The sequence below is a fragment of the Nonomuraea sp. NPDC049269 genome (assembly GCF_043197155.1).
Taxonomy (GTDB): Bacteria; Actinomycetota; Actinomycetes; order Streptosporangiales; family Streptosporangiaceae; genus Nonomuraea.
In genome coordinates, this window is the sequence record NZ_JBICSO010000011.1 from 342,160 (window position 1) to 359,373 (window position 17,214).

Here is a 17,214-nt window from a genome sequence, read left to right on the forward strand (position 1 = left end):
TGGCGGAGCCCTGCCTTCCGGAGGTTGAGCATGACCATGTTGACCCGGCGCAACCTGCTCAGAACCGCCGCGCTGGCCACGGCGTCCGGCGTGCTCGCCGCCTGCGGCTCGGACCCGGTGGCCACCGTGCCGGCCGACGGGGTGCCGCGAGGGAAGATCTCCGTCTGGCTGCACCAGACCAAGTCGTACGACGCGGTCTTCACCCCGCTGTTACGCAGCTACATGCAGGAGTTCGGCGGCGTCGACATCACCCCGCTCTACGTGCCCTCGGACAAGCTCGACGCCAAGCTGCTGACCGCCTTCGCCGGCGACGTGCCACCCGACCTGTTCAAGATCGGCGGCTGGACCATCCCCGGCCACGCGCGCAAAGGCCGGCTCGCCCCGATCATCCCCAAGGCCATGGGGGTGGCCGATGAGAAGGCGCTGATCCAGGACTACGACCCGCACGCGATCGGCTCGCTGTCGTACGAGGGCAAGGTCTACGGCGTCCCCATCGACTACACGATCTGCTACCTCTACTACCGCCGGGACAGGTTCATTGAAGCCGGGCTGGATCCGGACAAGCCGCCCACGACCTGGGAAGAGGTCGCCGAGTACAGCAAGAAGCTGACCTCGGCCGACGGCAAGAAGGTGGGCCTGCAGTGGATCCTGGGCAATCCGCAGTGGACGCTGATGCAGCTGCTCGCCCTGGTCAAGGGGAAGGGCGGCGGGATACTCAGCGCCGACGCGAGCAAGGCGACGCTGGCCACTGACGCGGGTGTCGAGGCGCTGCGTTACTACGGGAGCCTGGGCAACGCGAAGCTGTCGAACCCGCTGTCCGGCTTCGGGCTGTTCGCCACCGGGGAGGCGGCCATGCTGGTCTCCGGGCTGTTCGCGATGGACCTGTTCCCCACGCTGAGCCCCAAGCTGACCTTCGGCAAGGTCTTCGACATCGCCCCGATGCCGCGCTGGGACGCCGGCCAACCCGTCGCGCCCGCCTACACCTGGGGCTGGGCGGTGGCCAAGCAGTCGAAGCTGCCGTACACCGCCTGGCACTTCGTCGACTACCTCCAGCGCGAGGACGTCGCGGCCAAGCAGCTCAAGGACGCCAGCCTGCTCACGCCGGTCAAGGGCTGGGAGAAGCTGACGGGAGCCGACCAGAAGGCGCTGGACATCATGGCGGCCGCCGCCCCGCACGCCGACTTCGGCCCGCAGACGCCGGTGTGGAACGAGATGGCCAAGTCGCTGACCGACGCCGCCGACGCGGTCGCCTTCGGCAAGAAGACCCCCGAGCAGGCGGCCGCGGACTTCGACCAGGCGATGCGGATCACGCTGTGACGGTGTCCTTACGGCTGGTGCCGCCCATCGCCCAGGTCTCGGGCAAGGGCCAGCGGTGGGCGGAGGCCCGTACCGGCGGCCTGCTGGCCCTGCCCGCGGCGGTCTACTTCACGGTCTTCTGGCTCGTGCCGTTCGTCGTGGCCGTGTATCTCAGCTTCACCAGCTACGACCTGGCCGGGACGCCCGAATGGACCGGCCTGGACAACTACCGCAGGATGCTCGGCGACCCCGGCTTCTGGAACTCGGCCCGCGTCACCGCCGCCTACACGATCGGATCGGTGGTCCCGTCGATCGTGCTCGGCCTGGCGATAGCGGTGCCGCTGAGCAAGCCGGGCAGGTACAACGCCTTCCTCCGCGGCCTGGTCATGATCCCGGCGGCGATGCCGCTGGTGGCCACCTCGATGGTGTGGTCGGTGATCTTCGCCGAGAAGGGCCTGGCGAACGCGCTGATCGGGCTGTTCGGGGCGGCGCCGAAGCCGTGGCTGACCGACGAGGGGCTCGCGCTCTGGGCCCTGGTGATCATGACGACCTGGAAGCACCTCGGGCTGTTCGTGATCATCCTGACCGCGGGGCTGCAAGGGTTGCCGCTGAGTGTGTTCGAGGCGGCCGCGCTCGACGGCGCCGGTCCGGTGCGGATCTTCTACCGCATCACGCTTCCGTTGCTGCGCCGCACGCTGCTGTTCGTGCTGGTCATCGCGGTGGTCGGGGCGATGCAGTCGTTCGTGCCCGCCTTCCTGCTGACCAAGGGCGGACCGGCCGGAGCCACCGAGGTGCTGCCGCTCTACCTGTGGGCGACCGGCTTCGGGTTCGAGCGCATGGGCTACGCCTCGGCGATCGCGATGGTGCTGCTGGTGGCCATGCTTCTGCTCTCGCTGGTGCAGTTCAGGGTGCTCAGGGGAGGCGAGGAAGGGTGAAGGTGGTCCGCGGCACGCTGCTGACGCTGGTCGTCGCCGTCCTGCTGCTGCCGGTGTACGCGATGTTCGCGGTCTCGTCCGCGTCGGACGTGACCGATCTGGGCGGGTTCGGCTTCGACGCCTCCCAGCTGGGCGCGCATGTCTCGCAGCTGTTCAACCAGGGTGACTTCCCCGTCTATCTGGGCAACAGCCTGATCCTCTCGCTCGGCATCGGCGTCCTCGAAGTGATCTTCTCCTCGGCCGCCGGGTACGCGCTCGCGCAGCTCCGATTCCCGGGCAGCCGGGTGCTGTTCGCGCTCATCGTGGGGACGCTCTCGCTGTCGCCGATCGTGGTGCTCGTGCCGATGTACCTCATCGTCAAGGAGCTGGGCTGGATCAACTCCTATCAGGGCATGATCGTGCCGTTCATGATGAGCGCTTTCGGGGTGTTCCTGGTCCGTCAGTTCGCCCTGGCGATACCGCGTGAGCTGCTGCTGTCGGCGCGGGTGGACGGTGCGAGCGAATTGCGGATCTTCGTCCGCATCGGGGCGCCGCTGTTGCGGCCCGCGCTGCTCACGCTCTTCCTGCTGCAGTTCCTCGCGCAGTGGGACAACCTGCTGTGGCCGCTCATCGTGGCCAACGATCCCGGCCTCTGGCCGCTGCCCGTGGGGCTTTCCCAGCTCCAGACGGAGTACGACTTCAGCATCGGACTGGTCAGCACCGCGGCCCTGATCACAGCGGTGCCGCCGCTGGTGCTGATGTTCCTGCTGCAGCGCTACTACGTGGCCGGGCTGACCCTGGGAGGGGTACGGAAATGAGCGCGTTCGGGGAATGGACCACGGCGTACGGGCTGCCTGCCTTCGCGTACACGATGGACCAGGAGCGCGACCCACGCGCCGAATGGGATCCGGTCCTGGATCCGCTCACCCGCCGGCATTTCCTCCATGTCGGGAACCGGCGTATCACGCTGGTCACGGACAACTACGGGCTCAGCGACCTCTTCGACGAGCACACCGGGCTGCTGTGGCTGACCCGGGGCACGGGCGTCACCCGCGCCGGAACCCTTTCCACCGATATTTCGGGATCGGAGAGGATTTTCGGGCCGACGTTCGCGATCGTCCGGGTCGCCGATGACCGGGTGACGCTGGAGCGTACGGTGCTGTGCCCTGAGGGCGAGTGGCCGTGGGTGCTGATCCGGCTGCGCGTACGCAACCTGCTCGACGAGCCGGTACGACTGGAGCTGACCGAGGAGTGGACGCCCGGAGCCGCCCGGGTCGAGCTCATCACCGGCGCGAAGCCGGCCGACGATCCCGGGCTGGAGCTCGAACTCATCGGCGGGGCCAGGACCGGGGCCGGCCGCCTGACCATACCCCTCGATCTGGCGGCGGGCGAAGAGCGGCTGCTGGGTCTGAGGTACGGCCTGCTGGACGGCGGGACCGCAGCCCCGTCGTCCAGCGGCGGGACACACGGCGGAGCCTCGGCGTCCGGCGGCTGGACGGACGGTAAGGCGAACGGCCGGGCGGACACGGCGGCGGAGGCGTTCGACGGCAGCCTCGCCGCGCTGCGTGACCGGTTGCCCAAGGCGGTCGCGGCGCGGGCGCCGGAGGCCGAGCGGGAGGTCCCGTGGCACGCGGCGCTGCTGACCGGCGCGGCCTGCGCCGACGGCGTGCTCGGCGGGCACACCCTCGACCAGGGCTCGTGCTACTCCTTCCGGCACGGCTTCAACGGCGCCGCCCGCGACCCGCTCCAGCACGCGCTCCCGCTGGTGTACATCGAGCCGGACCTGGCCCTGTCCGTGCTGCGCAACACCTGCGCCTGGGGCGGCCCCGACGGCGACCTGCCTTATGCGCTCGGACCGGACAAGCGGCCATGGACCGACCTGTTCCGCCCCTCGGACCAGAACCTGTGGGCCCTGTGGCTGGCGGCCGAATACCTGAGCGCGACGGGCGACCTGGCGGCCTTCGCCGACGCCGTGCCGTACCACCCGGTCCACGGGGCCGCGCCGGTGCCGCTCGGCGAGCACCTGCGCCGGCAGTTCAGGTTCCTCACCGACGTGGTGGGCCGGGGAGAGCACGGCCACCTGCGGATCCTGAACGCCGACTGGAACGACATGGCCATCACCGAGAGCGGAGTGGACCGCGAGGTGATGATCTCGCACGGCGAATCGGTCCTGAACTCGGCCATGGCCGCCTGGGTCCTGCCGCGTTACGCGATCCTGGCCGAGCGGCTCGGCGACGACGCGACCGCGGCCGAGGCCCGCAAGCTCGGCGAGGAGCTGCGCGACCTGGTGGCGGGCGAGTGGAACGGGCGGTGGTACCGCCGCGCGTACGGCCCCGGAGCGGTCGTCGGAGAGTCTGACATGTGGCTGGAAGTGCAGCCTTGGGCCATTCTGAGCGGTGCCGCGCCGCCCGAGCGGGCTGTGGAGCTGTTGCGCACGATTGAGCGGACCGCCGCCGCCGATTCGCCGCTGGGCGCCCGGCTGCGCTGGCCCGATCGGGGCGCCTACGGTCCCGGCGGGGTCGGCACGATCTGGTACGCGATCAACATGACGCTGATCTGGGCCGCCGCCGAGCACGTTCCCGAGCTGGGCTGGCAGTGGTGGCGCCAGATGTCCCTGGCCGCCCATACGGCTGCCTACCCGGACGTATGGGAGGGCACGCTGTCCGGCCCCGACGCCTACCTGGCGCCCGAGACCGAGCGGCCGGGCCGCACGTGGGACCTGGCCGAGGTCGGCGTCGCCATGCAGGCGTACCCCGTCGCCAACCTGCACAGCCACTCCCAGCCGTTGCTGGCCTACCTGCGGCTGCTCGGCGTCGAGCCGTTCCGCCCGGCCAAGGCGCCCGATGACGCCGGGTTCGAGTCGCGAGTCCTGCGGATCGGGCCGTGACACGGCTCGGGGTCGACGTCGGCGGAACGTACATCAAATGGGTGCTGCTCGACGGGGACGACGTGGTCAGCATGGGCACCGTCCCCACGCCGCCGAACCCCGACGAGACGATGGCGTTCGTGGCCTCGCTGGCCGCCCGGCGCGTGGAGAGCATCGGGATCGGGCTGCCCGGCCACGTGGACCGGGAGACCGGGACCGCGCTGTTCGTGCCGAACCCGCCCGGAGACTGGGACGGCTATCCGGTCGGCTCGCGGCTGGGCGCCCTGACCGGGACCCCGGTGACCGTGGTCAACGACGCCCGCGCGTTCGGGCTCGCGGAGCTGCTCCTCGGGGCGGCTCGCGGGCTGCCCGACGTGCTGTTCGCGGTCCTCGGGACCGGGGTGGGCGGAGCGGTGGCGCTGCGCGGCGGGATTCTCGTCGGCCCTCGCGACAATCTCGGCGAGATCGGGCATGTCACGGTCGCCCCGTGGGGACCGGCGTGCTGCTGCGGCAACCGGGGCTGCGTGGAGACGTTCGCCGGCGCGTCCGGCATCGTGCGGGCCTTCGGCTCCGGTCCGCCCGAGGCCGTCGCCGAGGCCGCCAGGGCGGGTGACGGGCGGGCGCAGGGCGTGCTCTCCAGAGCCGGCTGGGCGCTCGGCATCGCGCTGGGCGACGCGGCGGCGTTCTTCGGCGTCAGCACGGTGGTCGTGGGTGGTGGGGTCGCCGGCGCGCTCGATCTGATGCGGTCCGCCCTGAACACGGAACTTGAGCGGCGACGTCCGCTCATCGGGGACATCGCGGTGCTACCTGCCGTACTCGGCCCGATGGCAGGGGCGATCGGCGCCGCGCTCTATGGGAGGAGATCTGGATGAAATGGATACGGCGCGCGATGGAGTTGCTCGGCGAGATCGAGCGGACACAGGAGGAGACCCTTACCGCGGCGGCGCACGTCGCGGCCTCAGCCATCGGCGGCGGGGGTGTGGTGCACACGTTCGGCACCGGACATTCGCGGATGGGTGTGGAGGAGATGTTCCCCCGCTACGGCTCCTATCCCGGCTTCCACCCGATCGTGGACCTGTCGACCACCTTCTACACCCAGGTGGCCGGGTCGAACGGGATGCGGCAGGCGATGTTCATCGAGCGGGTCGAAGGACTCGCCGACGCCATCCTGGCCAACTTCGAGCTGCGGCCGACCGACGCGGCCATCGTGTTCAGCGTCAGCGGGCTGAACGCCGTGCCGATCGAGATGGCGATGGGACTGCGCAAGGCGGGGCTGCCCGTGGTGGCCGTGACGTCGATGCGGGAGACCACGGCCGTCGAGCCCGGTCATCCCAGCGGGACCCGGCTCGCCGACCACGCCGACGTGGTGATCGACCTGTGCACCCCGGTCGGTGACGCGCTGTGCTCCGTCGACGGGCTGGCCGAGCCGGTCGGTCCGGGCAGCACGCTGGCCGCCGTCTCCGTGGTCAACGAGATCAAGGTCCGTACGGCCGAGCTGCTCGTCGCGGGCGGCTGGATCCCGCCGGTCATCTCCAGCGCCAAGCTCGTCGGCGGCCCGCGCTCCGAGGAGCTGTTCGAGGCCGCCTACCTTGAGCACGCCCGCCGCGCCGCCGACGTGCTCAGGAAACCATGAGCGCCGTACTGGTGGCCGGTTCGGACGGCGGCATCGGCCGCGCCTGCGTGGCGGCGGTCGAGGCCACCGGCGGGGCCGCCTTCGGCGTGGACCTGGCCGGTGGGATCGACATCACCGCGCCGGGGCACGCGGAGAAGGCCCTGGCCCAGGCGACGGCCGTACACGGGCAGATCTCCGGCGTCGTGCACGCGGTCGGCATGTCCGGCCGGTCGCTCGGCGACGGCGGCGTGGTCGAGTGCACCGACACGGCCTGGCACGAGGTGCACCGGGTCAACCACGAGTCGGTGTTCCGGCTGCTGCGCGCGGCGATCCCGGCGATGCGGAAGGGCGGCTCGATCGTGGTGATCGGCTCGGCGCTGGGCTCGTCGCTCGACGACGACTTCCGCACCGTGGCCTACGCCTCGGCCAAGGGCGCGCTGATCCCGCTGATCAGGACCGCGGCCCGCGAGGCGGCGCCGCACGGCGTACGGGTCAACCTGATCTCGGCCGGACTGGTGGCCACGCCGATGAGCCGCCGCGCCCGGACCTCCGAGACCGTCAAGGCCAAGCTGCCCTCGCTGATGCCGCTCGGCGCCGGACCGTGCGAGCCGGAGGAGGTCGCGCAGGCCGTGCTCTGGTTGCTGTCGCCGTCGTCCGGGCGGACCACGGGAGCGGTCATTCCCGTCGACGGAGGGTGGCACCTGCGATGAACGTGCTGTGGGAAGGCGACGTGGTGGTCGCGGGCGGGGGCAGCGCCGGGTGCGCGGCCGCCGTCGCCGCGGTGCGTTCCGGGGCGTCGTGCCTGCTGGTGGAGTCGGCGGGCTTCCTCGGCGGTACAGGCGCCGCGGTGCTCGACACCTTCTATGGCTTCTACGCCCCCGGCCCCGTCTCGCGGCGGGTCGTCGGCGGCGTCGGCTGGGAGGTGTGCGAGCGGCTCTTCGAGGCCGGAGCCGCCTTCGAGCGGCCCAACACCTATGGCGCGGGCACCGGGGTGACCTACGAACCCGAGGAGCTCAAGCTGGTCTGGGACGCGCTCGTCCCGGACGCGCTTTTGCACGCCAGGGTCTGCGACTTCGTGCCCGGCACCGGCGTCGTCGTGGAGACCGTGGCGGGCCGGTTCCTGGTCAAGGCCCGGGTGGTGATCGACGCCACCGGGGACGCCGAGGTGGCCTGGCGGGCCGGCGCCACCCTCGAACGCCCGGGGATGCGGCTCCAGCCGATGACGGCCACGTTCCGGCTCGGCGGGGTCGATCTGTCCGCCACCAGCACGGCGGAGCTGCACGCGCTGATGGCCGACGCCGATCTGCCGCGACGCGAGGGGTCCGTGCACAGGACCGTGCATGACGGGATCGTGCACACCAACCTCACGCGGGTGACCGGCCTCGATCCGACCGATCCGGTCCAGCTCGCGGAGGCCGAGCGGGTGGGGCGGCGGCAGGTCCGCGACTACGTCGGCTTCCTGCGGGCGAAGGTGCCGGGGTACGGCTCGGCCGTGCTGCTGAGCACGTCCGTACGTATCGGCGTACGGGAGTCACGACGCCTGGTCGGACGATATGTCCTGACTTCTGATGATGTGTTGGCCGGGAGGGATTTTCCCGACACGATCGCGCGGTGCGGCGCGCCCATCGAGGACCACGCCTCGGGGGACGCCACCCGCTGGGAGTACGTCCACGATTTCGGCACCTACGGGATCCCGTACCGGTGCCTGCTCCCGGTCGAGGTCGGCGGGCTGATCGTGGCCGGGCGCTCTTTGTCGGCCACGCACGACGCCCACGCCTCCGCCCGGTCCATGGGGCAGTGCATGGCGATGGGGCAGGCGGCGGGGACGGCGGCGGCGCTGGCCGTACAGGCGGGGGTGGAGCCCGCGGCGGTGGACGTGGAGCTGCTGCGTAAGCGGCTGCGAGAAGGAGGAGCGCTGCTGTGACGGTCCGGACCGTGCTGGGGGACGTCGAGGAGCTCGGCATCACCTACGCGCACGAGCACCTGTTCATGACCGGTGACTGGCCGGTGCGCAACGAGCCGGACTACCGGCTCGACTCCCTGGACGCCGCCGTCGTGGAGGTGACGGAGGCGCAGCGGCTCGGCCTGTCCGCGGTGGTCGAGATGACGCCGCTCGGCTTCGGCCGCAGCCCGTCGCTGATGAAGGAGCTGGCGGAGCGGACCGGGCTGCACGTGATCGCGGTGACCGGGTTCCACAAGAGCGGTTACTACAGCGACGCCCACTGGCTGCACCACTACTCGGTCGACGAGATCACCGAGCTGCTCGTGACGGAGATCGAGCTGGGCATGGACGAGTACGGGCTGGTGGGGCCGCTGGTGCGGCGGTCGTCGGCCCGCGCGGGGGCCATCAAGATCGCCACCGGGTACCACGCGTTCGGGCGCGGGGTGGCGCGGCTGATCAGCGCGGTGGCCGTTGCCGCGCGGCGGAGCGGGGTGCCGGTCGTCACCCATTGCGACAAGGGCACGATGGGGCACGAGCTGCTCGACGCGCTGGCCGCCGAAGGGGTGGCGGCCGATCGGGTCGTGCTCGGGCACATCGACCACAATCCCGATGCCGGATATCTCGTCTCATTGGCGGAAAGAGGGGCTTATCTGGCCTTTGATCGGCCCGGACGTATCAAGTACGGCCCGGACAGTGACATCGTCGCGCTCGTCGCCGAGCTCGCCGGGCACGGGCTGGGGGATCGGGTGCTGTTCGGGATGGACCTGGCGCGCAGATCGTACTGGCCGAGTCTGGGTGGCGGGCCCGGCCTGCCGTACCTTCTGGAGCAGTTCGTGCCGCGGCTGGAGGCCGCGGGGCTGGGTGAGGTGGCCAAGGCGGCGCTGACCGGCAACCCGCGCGCCGCCTTCGCACTGCGCCGCTAGGGCAGGTTCTTCTCGACCTGGTTCTGCCAGTTCGTGTTGGTGTTGAGTTCCGGGGTGGTGCCGGCGAAGGCGCCCCTGGCGTAGGTGTCGCCCTGGAGCTGGTACATCAGCCAGGCCGTCACGTAACCGAGGAAGCCGCCGCCCGTGCCCTGGATCGTGTTGTGGTCGGCGCCCTTGAGCTGCGCCTTCGCCGCCGCGCCAGGGACCTGGCCGTAGTACGTCTGGAGGGCCGAGTTGGGGGAGATGAGGGTGTCGTTGGCGCCACTGACGAACAGCACCGGGCAGGTGAGCTGGTCGACGTAGAACTTGTCTCCCGAACTCACCCAGATCGGCGCGGGCAGCGCGATGGGGATGACGGTGTCGATCAGGCCGCCGGACTTGGTGGCGGTGTTCACCGCGCCGCCGGCGCCCTGGGAGTGGCCGACCGCGCCGACCTTCGTCACGTCGAGCTTGCCGTAGAAGACGCTGGAGCTGTCGGTGTTCCTGGCGATCAGGTACTGGGCGGCGGCGATCATCTCGGATCCGGTGCCGGTCGTGGTGTCGGTCGAGGCGACCACGGCGAAGCCCCAGGAGGCGAGCTGGTTGAGCAGCCCGGGATACTGCGTGGGCACGGCGCCCGTGCCGTTGCCCCAGGTGATGATCGGATGCTTGACACCCCCGGCGCCTAAATCGGCCGGGTAGTAGAGCTTGTAGCCCGGCGCGTCGGCGGTCGCGACCGCCCAAGGACCGGCGACCTTGTAATGCGCCTCGATGGTGTCCGCGGCCTGGGCCGGTCTGGCCACGACCCCCAGCATGAGCACCACGACGGCCACGAGAAGCTTCATACAGCCTCCACAAGTTGTACGGATGACCGAAACTGTCGCTTCACAAAGGACCGCTGTCAATGGTTGGATCAGGCTCATGGAGCACGTGCCTTCCGCCGCCGAGATGCTCGGCTGGATCGAGACCGTCGTGTCGCGGGGCATCCGCCGGCCGGGCTATCCGGCCGACGGGTGGACCGAACGGTGGCTGGCCGAGCGGCTGACCGAATTCGGGCTGGAGGTCGCGCTGGAGCCGGTGGAGGTGCCCCGCTGGCAGCCCGGCACCGGGGTGCTGCGGCTCGACGACGGCACGGAGCTGGCCGGGTTCCCGCTCCCGCACACCGCGCCGACCGACGGCCTGCGCGCCAGGGTCGTGCCGCTCGCCGACGCGCGGCCCGGCGACATCGCGGTGGACGAGCTGGCCTTCACCGAGCTGCCGCAGTCGTACGTCAGCACGCTGGCGACCTCGGCCTACGACCCGGAGGGCGTCTTCGAGACGCTCGTCCAGACCATCCCGTTCGGACCCCGGATGATGGACGTTGTCGAGCCCGCGCTCGAAGCAGGCGCGGCCGGCTTCATTGGCGCGCTGACCGGGCTGCCATGGGAGACACGCGACTACTACGTGCCCTATGACGCGGTCGAGCGGCCGATTCCCGGTCTGTGGCTGTCGGGGAGCGATGGCCGGCGGCTCCTGGACCGGCTGCCCTGCATGGGCGAGCTGGTCGCCCAGTCGGTCACCGACACCGTGACCACGTACAACGTGGTCGCCACGCTGCCCGCCGACTCGCCGCACACGGTCATCGTCGCCTCCCACCACGACGGGCCGTGGGCGTCGGCCGTCGAGGACGCCTCCGGCATCGCGCTGGTCCTGGCCGCCGCGCGCCACTGGTCTCAGGTGCCCGCCTCGGCCCGGCCGCACAACCTGATGTTCCTGTTCACCTCCGGGCACATGGCGCACGCGGCGGGCACGAGGGCGTTCATCGAACGCCACCGCCCGCTGCTGGCCGACGTGGTGCTCCAAATGCATCTCGAACACGCCGCGCTGCGCTGCGAAGGCGTGGACGGTGCGCTCGTCCCCACCGCGGATCCCGAGGTCAGGTGGTGGTTCACCAGCCAGCTGCCGCGGCTGGAGAAGCTGGTCGCCGAGACGCTGGAGACGGAGGGACTGCGCCGGTCCTTCGTGCTGCCGCCCGACGCGTTCTCGCCCATGCCGCCCACCGACGGGGCGTTCTTCCATCCTGAGGGCGTGCCGCTCGTGCACTTCCTGTCGGCGCCGATGTACCTGTTCGACTCGGCGGACACCCTCGACAAGGTCGATGTGGCGGGGCTGGAGCCGCTGGCCCGCGCTGCCGTACGCATCGTGGCCGGGACCGCCGGGTGGTCGCCTCAGCGCTGGTGATCGAGGGCTTCCTGGTACTTCGCGGCGTCCTCCAGGCTGAGCATGGGGTGCGAGTAGATGTCGATCAGGGTCTGGGCGAGCAGGCGGTCGCCCTCCGGGCTGTACACCTCGACGCCCATGGCCCGCGAGATGTGCTGGTGGAGGACGGATACCGACAGCGCCATGGCGGTGACCACCGCCGCCCGGGCCTTGCGGGGCACCTGAGGGGGATCGGGCCGGCTCCTGTCGTACTCCACGATCCACTCCTCGCTCAGCCGCACGAGCTCGTCGAAGACGGTCGCGGCCCGACCCTCGGACAGGGCCCGCGCCACATACTGTTGGTACGGCCCGAAGGTGGCCCTGGCGACGGCCACATAGTTGACGTCACTCGGTAGGGTGTCGGCCCGGACCTGGTCGTTGAGCCGGCGGACCAGCTTGGCGAGGTAGTCGTCGCAGGCATCGCGCAGCGCCTCTTTGGAGCCGAAATGGTGGCGGACCAGCCCGGATGACACTCCGGCGGTCTCGGCGATGCCCCGGATCGTGGCCCGCTCGAACCCGTGCTCACCGAAGTGCCGCAGGGCCGCGTCTCTGATCCGGGCACGGGCGGTGAGGTCTTCGGGGTCGGGTCCGATCGTCACGCTGTCACCGCCGAATTGTGTAGCCCACTACTTGATCAGGAAGTCTACTATACGTAGGTATAGTCTTCGGCAGTCTCGCTCGCATGGGGACGGAGGGCGCGTCACGACAGCACCTCCACATAGCCCTCGCTGCCGTTCACCCGGATGAGCTGGCCGTCGTGGATGCGCTCGGTGGCGCCCCGCACGCCGACGACCGCCGGCAGCCCGTACTCCCGGGCGATCACCGCGCCGTGCGTCATCACGCCGCCGACCTCCATGACCACCCCCTTCACCGAGACGAACAGCGCCGACCAGCTCGGGTCGGTGAACACCGTGACCAGGATGTCGCCCTCTTCCACTTCGGCGTCCTCCATGCTCAGGACGACCCGCGCACGCCCCTCCACGACGCCCGACGACACCGGGATGCCCGCCAGCGCCCCCTCCGGCCGGTTGCCCGCGTCGTACTCGCCGTTGATCACCTCACCCTCCGAGGTGAGCACCCGCGGCGGGGTCAGCTTCTGGTACGACTCGTGCGCCTCCCGCCGCTCGGTGATCACGGTGTAGTCCAGTCGCCCGGTGTTGACCACCTCTCTGAACTCCTCCAGGGACAGGAAGTACACGTCCTCCGGGTCCTTGATCACTCCCTGGGCCACCAGCTTCCTGGCCTCGCCCATGAGCGCCTGCTTGTACAGGCCGTACCGCTGCAGGCACGCGTGCTTGGAGTACTCCCGGTAGCCGATGAAGTGGCGCACCAGGCTCATCTGCCGCGCCGCCTTCTTCGCCTTCCGCTTGCTCGGCAGCTTGGCCAGAAGGTCGGCCATCGTACGCTCGGCCTCCGCGCGCCCCTGCTCGATCCTGCGCTCGCGCTCGCCGGGCGCGAAGTTCTTGATGTTGCCGAGGATGAGCGGGACGAGCAGCGTCGGATCCTCGCTCCATCGTGTCCTGGTGAGGTCGATGTCCCCCTGGCAGTGCATGCCGTACTTGAGCAGGTACTCCTCGATGACGGGGCGTACGACGTCGCCGCCGTCCCGTTCGGAGAGCCCGCTGAAGAACGTGTCGCGCTCGGCTTCACCTTCGCCGAGATAGTCGATGACGTCCGGGTACTGCCGCACCACGTCGGACACGTACAGCAGGTCGAGTCCCATCGCCGCCACGACGTTGTGGTCAGCCGATTGACCGACGGCGTCGGCGGCGTTCTTGACGCCCAGCCAGGCGTTCATGTGCTTGTTGACCCAGTTCACCGACTGGATGCCGAGGAACGCCGCGGCCACGCTCCGCGGCTCGAACATGATGTCGGTCAGCTCGCGATGATCCTCGATGATGAACGCGAACACCTCGTCACCGGACTTGCCGGCGATCGCCTCCCGGAGCCGCGCCACCGACGCCTCGTTCTGCGCGATGAGCTCCGGGACGACGCGGGGATCGTCCTCGCGGGAGAGCTTGAGGTACTGGCGGGCCATCGGCAGCGGGCCGCCCTTGCCGAAGTTCATCACCGACGTCTTGCCGTGAGCCAGGGACTGGACGAAGTCCTTCCTGCTCAGCACGGTCCGCAGGGCGTTGGCCATCAGCACGTCGACCTGGCCGAGGCTCTTGAGCGTGACCGGCCTTGCCCACGTCGACGAGAGCTCGTTGGACATGTCCTTGTAGAACCGGTTCCCGGCCACGTCCATCTTCGGCCGGCCGAGCCACTCGTCCAGCAGGAGGAAGAACGACAGGCCGAGCGGGGTGAACGCGTCGGTCATCATCTGCCGGTGCCCGTACGAGATGTAGACGTGGTTCTTGCCGTCGTGCGAGACGGGAACGGGGTACAGCGTGGTGATGGGACGGCTCTGCAGCACGTGGAACACGCCGTCGGACAGCCCCCACTCGATGTCTTGCGGCCGGCCGAAGTGGGCCTCGATCCGCCGCCCGAGGGTCTCCAGCTGGAGAATCTGCTCGTCGGCCAGGGTCTGCGCGTTCTGCCGCGCGGCCTCCACCGGCCGCTCCTCCGTGCCGCCGCCCGCCGAGGCACGCAGCTCCATCGTCTGCGTGGAGACCACCTTGTCGATGATCCGTCCCGCCTTGACCCGGTAGGTGTCGGCGTTGACCAGACCGGACACCAGTGCCTCACCCAGGCCGTAGCCCGCGTCGATCGAGACCACCCGGCGGTTGGACGTGACGGGGTCGGCGGTGAACATGATGCCCGCCGCTTCGGGGAAGACCATCCGCTGCACGACCACCGACACCTGGACCGCGCGGTGGTCGAAGCCGCTCCTGATGCGGTACGCCACCGCGCGGTCGGTGAACAGCGAAGCCCAGCACCGCCTGACGTTGTGGACGACCGACCCGGGCCCCCGGACGTTCAGGTAGGTGTCCTGCTGGCCGGCGAAGGAGCTCGACGGCAGGTCCTCGGCGGTGGCGCTCGACCGTACGGCGCAGGGGACGTCGCCGAGCTCAGCCAGGTGGGTGACGATGTCGCGTTCGATCTCCGCCGGCACGGCCAGGGCCTCGATCGCGGCGCGAAGGCGGGTGCAGGCGGCGGCGATGGCCGGACGGTCGTCGGCCCGCAGGCCGGCCAGCCCGTCGATGAGCGCGCTGACCGTGGGGTCCTGCTCCACGACTGCCCGATACGCCGCAGTGGTCACGCAGAACCCGTCAGGCACGCGAACACCGTCGATGCCGGACAGTTCGCCGAGGTTGGCGCCCTTCCCGCCGACCTGGGGGAGCTGGGTTTTGTCGATCTCGTGGAAGCCGAGTACGTAGGCGCTCATCGCTGAATCCCATCTGCCCTCTCGTACGGAGGGCTACGAGCTACTAGCAATACAGTACAGTACTGTATTGAAATCAAACCGCAGGAGGCCCCATGCCCTTCGATCACCCCGGCTCGCCGCTCGGGCCGGTCCGGCGCCGCGCGGCTAGAATGCGGTCGTGTCGCGCCCCTTCGCCGGCGCCTTCGTCCGCACCTTCGCCGGTACGTTCGCTGGCGCCTCACCCGGCCCGTACGCCGGGCCCTTCGCCGGCCGCTGGCCCGGCATCTTCGCTCGCCGCTTGCCCGGCCCCTTCGCCGGCCGCTTGCCCCGCGTCTTCGCGAGCATTTTCGCCGGCGCGTTCATCGGCGCTGACGGGATGAGCGTGGTGACTCTCCCCGAGTGGTCGACATGACCGGCACCGCAGCCTCGCAGCGGCCGGCCGGTCGGCCGCGCAGCCAGGAGGTGGACGCGGCCATCCTCGCCGCCGCGCTGGACCTGCTGATCGAACGAGGCGCCGTGCTCACCAGCATCGAGCAGGTCGCCCAGCGGGCCGGCGTGACCCGGGCCACCGTCTACCGGAGATTTCCCGACAAGACCTCACTGCTGATCCAGGCCATCGAGTCGGTCCACCAGGCGCCCGAGTCGGAGATCCTCGACTGGCCGGACATCGACCGGATGCTGACCGACTGGGCTACCTATCTGAGCATGCCCCGCAACCGCTGCATGCTCCGCCGGCTTTATGGCGCGGTGGACGACTATCCCGAGCTGCTCCAGACGTACCGCAACTCCCGCAGCGGCCCCCGCGCCTCGGCCGAACTCGCGACACTGAGCCGGGCCCGCGACAACGGCCAACTACCGCCTGACAGGGACCTGAACATCATCCAGCAGGTGCTGACCGGCGCGATACTGCACCATCTCGGCGCCTACCCGGACTCGACGAGCGCGGACGACGTCAAGGCGTACCTCACGGCCGTACTCCAGCAGGTCGGCTACCACCCCTGACAGGCAAGGGCCTCCCTCTTTGGGCGCTTCGCGCTACGGAAGGTCGGGCTGTGTTCAATGGGGGGCTGCGCCCCCCATGCCCCCACAAAAGCATGGTCCTCGCTCCGCTCGGGCGCTCTTATTGGGGGGCTTCGCCCCGGGCGAGGGGCTTGCCAGCCCCTCGCGCTCCCCAGCGGTCAGCCGATTCGGCTTCGTCCACTATCTGTCCAGCATCTCGGCGGTAGAAAACGAGCCGCGCAAGTTGCTGCCATAAACGCAAGGCATTAAGATCATCGGCAGATTATTTTCGCCGAGCAAAGCTTCGGTGTGACCGCTCCCGCGCCCATGCGCGTTCGAGGGCCGGTCGAGCATTGCCATATGTTCGGAGCGTCGGGCACGCAAAGTGGTTAATCGATGTTCTCCCTCTGATCCGAAGGTTTCTCATGGATATTTCGAGAGTCGCCCGTTCCGCCGTGATGGTCTTAACGACCGTTGCCCTGGTCTCGACAGCTTCTGCCTGCGGAGGCAGTGCCGACACCGCAAGCAGTGCCGACACCGCAGGTAGTGCCGACGCCAAGCCCGTCGACAAGGCAGCCCTGATCGACGCCATGACGAAGAAGGCGCCGGAGACCAAGGATCTCCCGGCTTCGACCCTCGACTGCATGGTCGGCGCGATGATGAAGTATGGCGACCAGGCCACGCTGCAGGGCATCGTCGACGGCAAACTGGACGTCAGCAACGACTTCAAGGCCTTCGGCGCAAAGGAGAAGCAGGTGCAAAGAGAAGTGAGCGATTGCTAGCGCTGCCCCCACCCCGATGGTCAACCGACCTTAAGTTCAGCTGGTAAATACCCCCACAAGCAAGGACCTCCCTTTGGGCGCTTCGCGCTACGGAGGTCAGGCTGTGTTTTATGGGGGGCTCAGCGCCCCCCATGCCCCCACAAAAGCATGGTCCTCGCTCCGCTCGGGCGCTCTTATTGGGGGGCTTCGCCCCGGGCGAGGGGCTTGCCAGCCCCTCGCGCTCCCCGACGATTGGCCAATTCGGCTTCGTCCAGTACATCTCCGGTAGAAAACGAGCAGCGTCTTGCAAGGAGGCGCCGGAGTTGGTCGGCAGCGAAACTGAGGTGTTCGGCGCTCTTGAGTGGCTCCGGAAGATC

The 17,214-nt window shown here is 69.7% G+C and carries 16 protein-coding genes; 13 read left to right on the forward strand and 3 right to left on the reverse strand.

Annotation, left to right across the window (positions count from 1 at the left end; genetic code table 11):
• Positions 1-30: 30 nt before the first annotated feature.
• From ACGFNP_RS51005 to ACGFNP_RS51045, 9 genes are read left to right on the forward strand one after another with little or no spacing between them, the layout of a single operon-like run.
• On the forward strand, positions 31-1,317 hold the full coding sequence (locus ACGFNP_RS51005) for an extracellular solute-binding protein (protein WP_358319970.1): 1,287 nt from the start codon (positions 31-33) through the stop codon (positions 1,315-1,317).
• A 2-nt stretch (positions 1,318-1,319) separates the two neighbouring features.
• Entirely contained in the window at positions 1,320-2,231 is a 912-nt protein-coding gene (locus tag ACGFNP_RS51010; RefSeq protein ID WP_358319968.1) for a sugar ABC transporter permease, read from the forward strand.
• Positions 2,228-3,028: a carbohydrate ABC transporter permease gene (locus ACGFNP_RS51015; RefSeq protein ID WP_358319965.1), complete on the forward strand. Its 801-nt coding sequence runs from the start codon at positions 2,228-2,230 to the stop codon at positions 3,026-3,028. Before ACGFNP_RS51010 ends, ACGFNP_RS51015 begins: the two co-directional genes overlap by 4 nt.
• Positions 3,025-5,097 (forward strand): GH36-type glycosyl hydrolase domain-containing protein, encoded by a 2,073-nt coding sequence (locus tag ACGFNP_RS51020; protein WP_393330679.1) that lies wholly within the window; start codon positions 3,025-3,027, stop codon positions 5,095-5,097. Before ACGFNP_RS51015 ends, ACGFNP_RS51020 begins: the two co-directional genes overlap by 4 nt.
• Positions 5,094-5,948, forward strand: a complete 855-nt coding sequence (locus ACGFNP_RS51025) for an ROK family protein (protein ID WP_393330682.1) — start codon at positions 5,094-5,096, stop codon at positions 5,946-5,948. The genes ACGFNP_RS51020 and ACGFNP_RS51025 overlap by 4 nt, the downstream gene beginning before the upstream one ends.
• On the forward strand, positions 5,945-6,709 hold the full coding sequence (locus tag ACGFNP_RS51030) for an SIS domain-containing protein (protein ID WP_358319959.1): 765 nt from the start codon (positions 5,945-5,947) through the stop codon (positions 6,707-6,709). Before ACGFNP_RS51025 ends, ACGFNP_RS51030 begins: the two co-directional genes overlap by 4 nt.
• Entirely contained in the window at positions 6,706-7,398 is a 693-nt protein-coding gene (locus tag ACGFNP_RS51035) for an SDR family oxidoreductase (RefSeq protein WP_358319956.1), read from the forward strand. The genes ACGFNP_RS51030 and ACGFNP_RS51035 overlap by 4 nt, the downstream gene beginning before the upstream one ends.
• On the forward strand, positions 7,395-8,612 hold the full coding sequence (locus ACGFNP_RS51040; RefSeq protein ID WP_358319954.1) for an FAD-dependent oxidoreductase: 1,218 nt from the start codon (positions 7,395-7,397) through the stop codon (positions 8,610-8,612). Before ACGFNP_RS51035 ends, ACGFNP_RS51040 begins: the two co-directional genes overlap by 4 nt.
• Complete coding sequence (locus ACGFNP_RS51045) at positions 8,609-9,553, forward strand: phosphotriesterase (RefSeq protein WP_393330685.1); 945 nt, start codon at positions 8,609-8,611, stop codon at positions 9,551-9,553. The genes ACGFNP_RS51040 and ACGFNP_RS51045 overlap by 4 nt, the downstream gene beginning before the upstream one ends.
• Here the strand turns inward: ACGFNP_RS51045 and ACGFNP_RS51050 are convergent.
• Positions 9,550-10,377 (reverse strand): alpha/beta hydrolase, encoded by an 828-nt coding sequence (locus ACGFNP_RS51050; RefSeq protein WP_358319948.1) that lies wholly within the window; start codon positions 10,375-10,377, stop codon positions 9,550-9,552. The genes ACGFNP_RS51045 and ACGFNP_RS51050 overlap by 4 nt on opposite strands.
• Positions 10,378-10,453: 76 nt before the next feature.
• Here ACGFNP_RS51050 and ACGFNP_RS51055 point away from each other — a divergent pair, with 76 nt between their 5' ends.
• On the forward strand, positions 10,454-11,752 hold the full coding sequence (locus ACGFNP_RS51055; protein WP_393330688.1) for a M28 family peptidase: 1,299 nt from the start codon (positions 10,454-10,456) through the stop codon (positions 11,750-11,752).
• Here the strand turns inward: ACGFNP_RS51055 and ACGFNP_RS51060 are convergent.
• Together ACGFNP_RS51060 and rph are read right to left on the reverse strand one after the other, a co-directional pair.
• On the reverse strand, positions 11,740-12,369 hold the full coding sequence (locus ACGFNP_RS51060) for a helix-turn-helix domain-containing protein (RefSeq protein WP_358319943.1): 630 nt from the start codon (positions 12,367-12,369) through the stop codon (positions 11,740-11,742). The genes ACGFNP_RS51055 and ACGFNP_RS51060 overlap by 13 nt on opposite strands.
• A gap of 101 nt (positions 12,370-12,470) precedes the next feature.
• Complete coding sequence (rph, locus tag ACGFNP_RS51065; protein ID WP_393330693.1) at positions 12,471-15,098, reverse strand: rifamycin-inactivating phosphotransferase; 2,628 nt, start codon at positions 15,096-15,098, stop codon at positions 12,471-12,473.
• 157 nt (positions 15,099-15,255) lie between these two features.
• Between rph and ACGFNP_RS51070 the strand changes: the two genes are divergently transcribed.
• The 3 genes from ACGFNP_RS51070 to ACGFNP_RS51080 all read left to right on the forward strand — a co-directional run bounded on the left by ACGFNP_RS51070 (position 15,256) and on the right by ACGFNP_RS51080 (position 16,858).
• A complete protein-coding gene (locus ACGFNP_RS51070; protein ID WP_393330696.1) occupies positions 15,256-15,489 on the forward strand; it encodes a hypothetical protein in 234 nt (77 codons plus the stop codon).
• Positions 15,486-16,079 carry a TetR/AcrR family transcriptional regulator gene (locus ACGFNP_RS51075; RefSeq protein ID WP_358319933.1) on the forward strand — a complete coding sequence of 198 codons (594 nt, stop codon included), beginning with the start codon at positions 15,486-15,488 and terminating at the stop codon, positions 16,077-16,079. The genes ACGFNP_RS51070 and ACGFNP_RS51075 overlap by 4 nt, the downstream gene beginning before the upstream one ends.
• A gap of 422 nt (positions 16,080-16,501) precedes the next feature.
• Entirely contained in the window at positions 16,502-16,858 is a 357-nt protein-coding gene (locus tag ACGFNP_RS51080; RefSeq protein WP_393330699.1) for a hypothetical protein, read from the forward strand.
• The last annotated feature ends 356 nt before the right edge of the window (positions 16,859-17,214 follow it).

What these genes read in the sequence shown, in the direction of transcription:
- ACGFNP_RS51005 (WP_358319970.1), top strand. Translation starts at nt 31, where the DNA reads ATGACCATGTTGACCCGGCGCAACCTGCTCAGAACCGCCGCGCTGGCC.
- ACGFNP_RS51020 (WP_393330679.1), top strand. Translation starts at nt 3,025, where the DNA reads ATGAGCGCGTTCGGGGAATGGACCACGGCGTACGGGCTGCCTGCCTTC.
- ACGFNP_RS51030 (WP_358319959.1), top strand. Translation starts at nt 5,945, where the DNA reads ATGAAATGGATACGGCGCGCGATGGAGTTGCTCGGCGAGATCGAGCGG.
- ACGFNP_RS51035 (WP_358319956.1), top strand. Translation starts at nt 6,706, where the DNA reads ATGAGCGCCGTACTGGTGGCCGGTTCGGACGGCGGCATCGGCCGCGCC.
- ACGFNP_RS51040 (WP_358319954.1), top strand. Translation starts at nt 7,395, where the DNA reads ATGAACGTGCTGTGGGAAGGCGACGTGGTGGTCGCGGGCGGGGGCAGC.
- ACGFNP_RS51050 (WP_358319948.1), bottom strand. Translation starts at nt 10,377, where the DNA reads ATGAAGCTTCTCGTGGCCGTCGTGGTGCTCATGCTGGGGGTCGTGGCC.
- ACGFNP_RS51055 (WP_393330688.1), top strand. Translation starts at nt 10,454, where the DNA reads ATGGAGCACGTGCCTTCCGCCGCCGAGATGCTCGGCTGGATCGAGACC.
- rph (WP_393330693.1), bottom strand. Translation starts at nt 15,098, where the DNA reads ATGAGCGCCTACGTACTCGGCTTCCACGAGATCGACAAAACCCAGCTC.
- ACGFNP_RS51075 (WP_358319933.1), top strand. Translation starts at nt 15,486, where the DNA reads ATGACCGGCACCGCAGCCTCGCAGCGGCCGGCCGGTCGGCCGCGCAGC.
- ACGFNP_RS51080 (WP_393330699.1), top strand. Translation starts at nt 16,502, where the DNA reads ATGGATATTTCGAGAGTCGCCCGTTCCGCCGTGATGGTCTTAACGACC.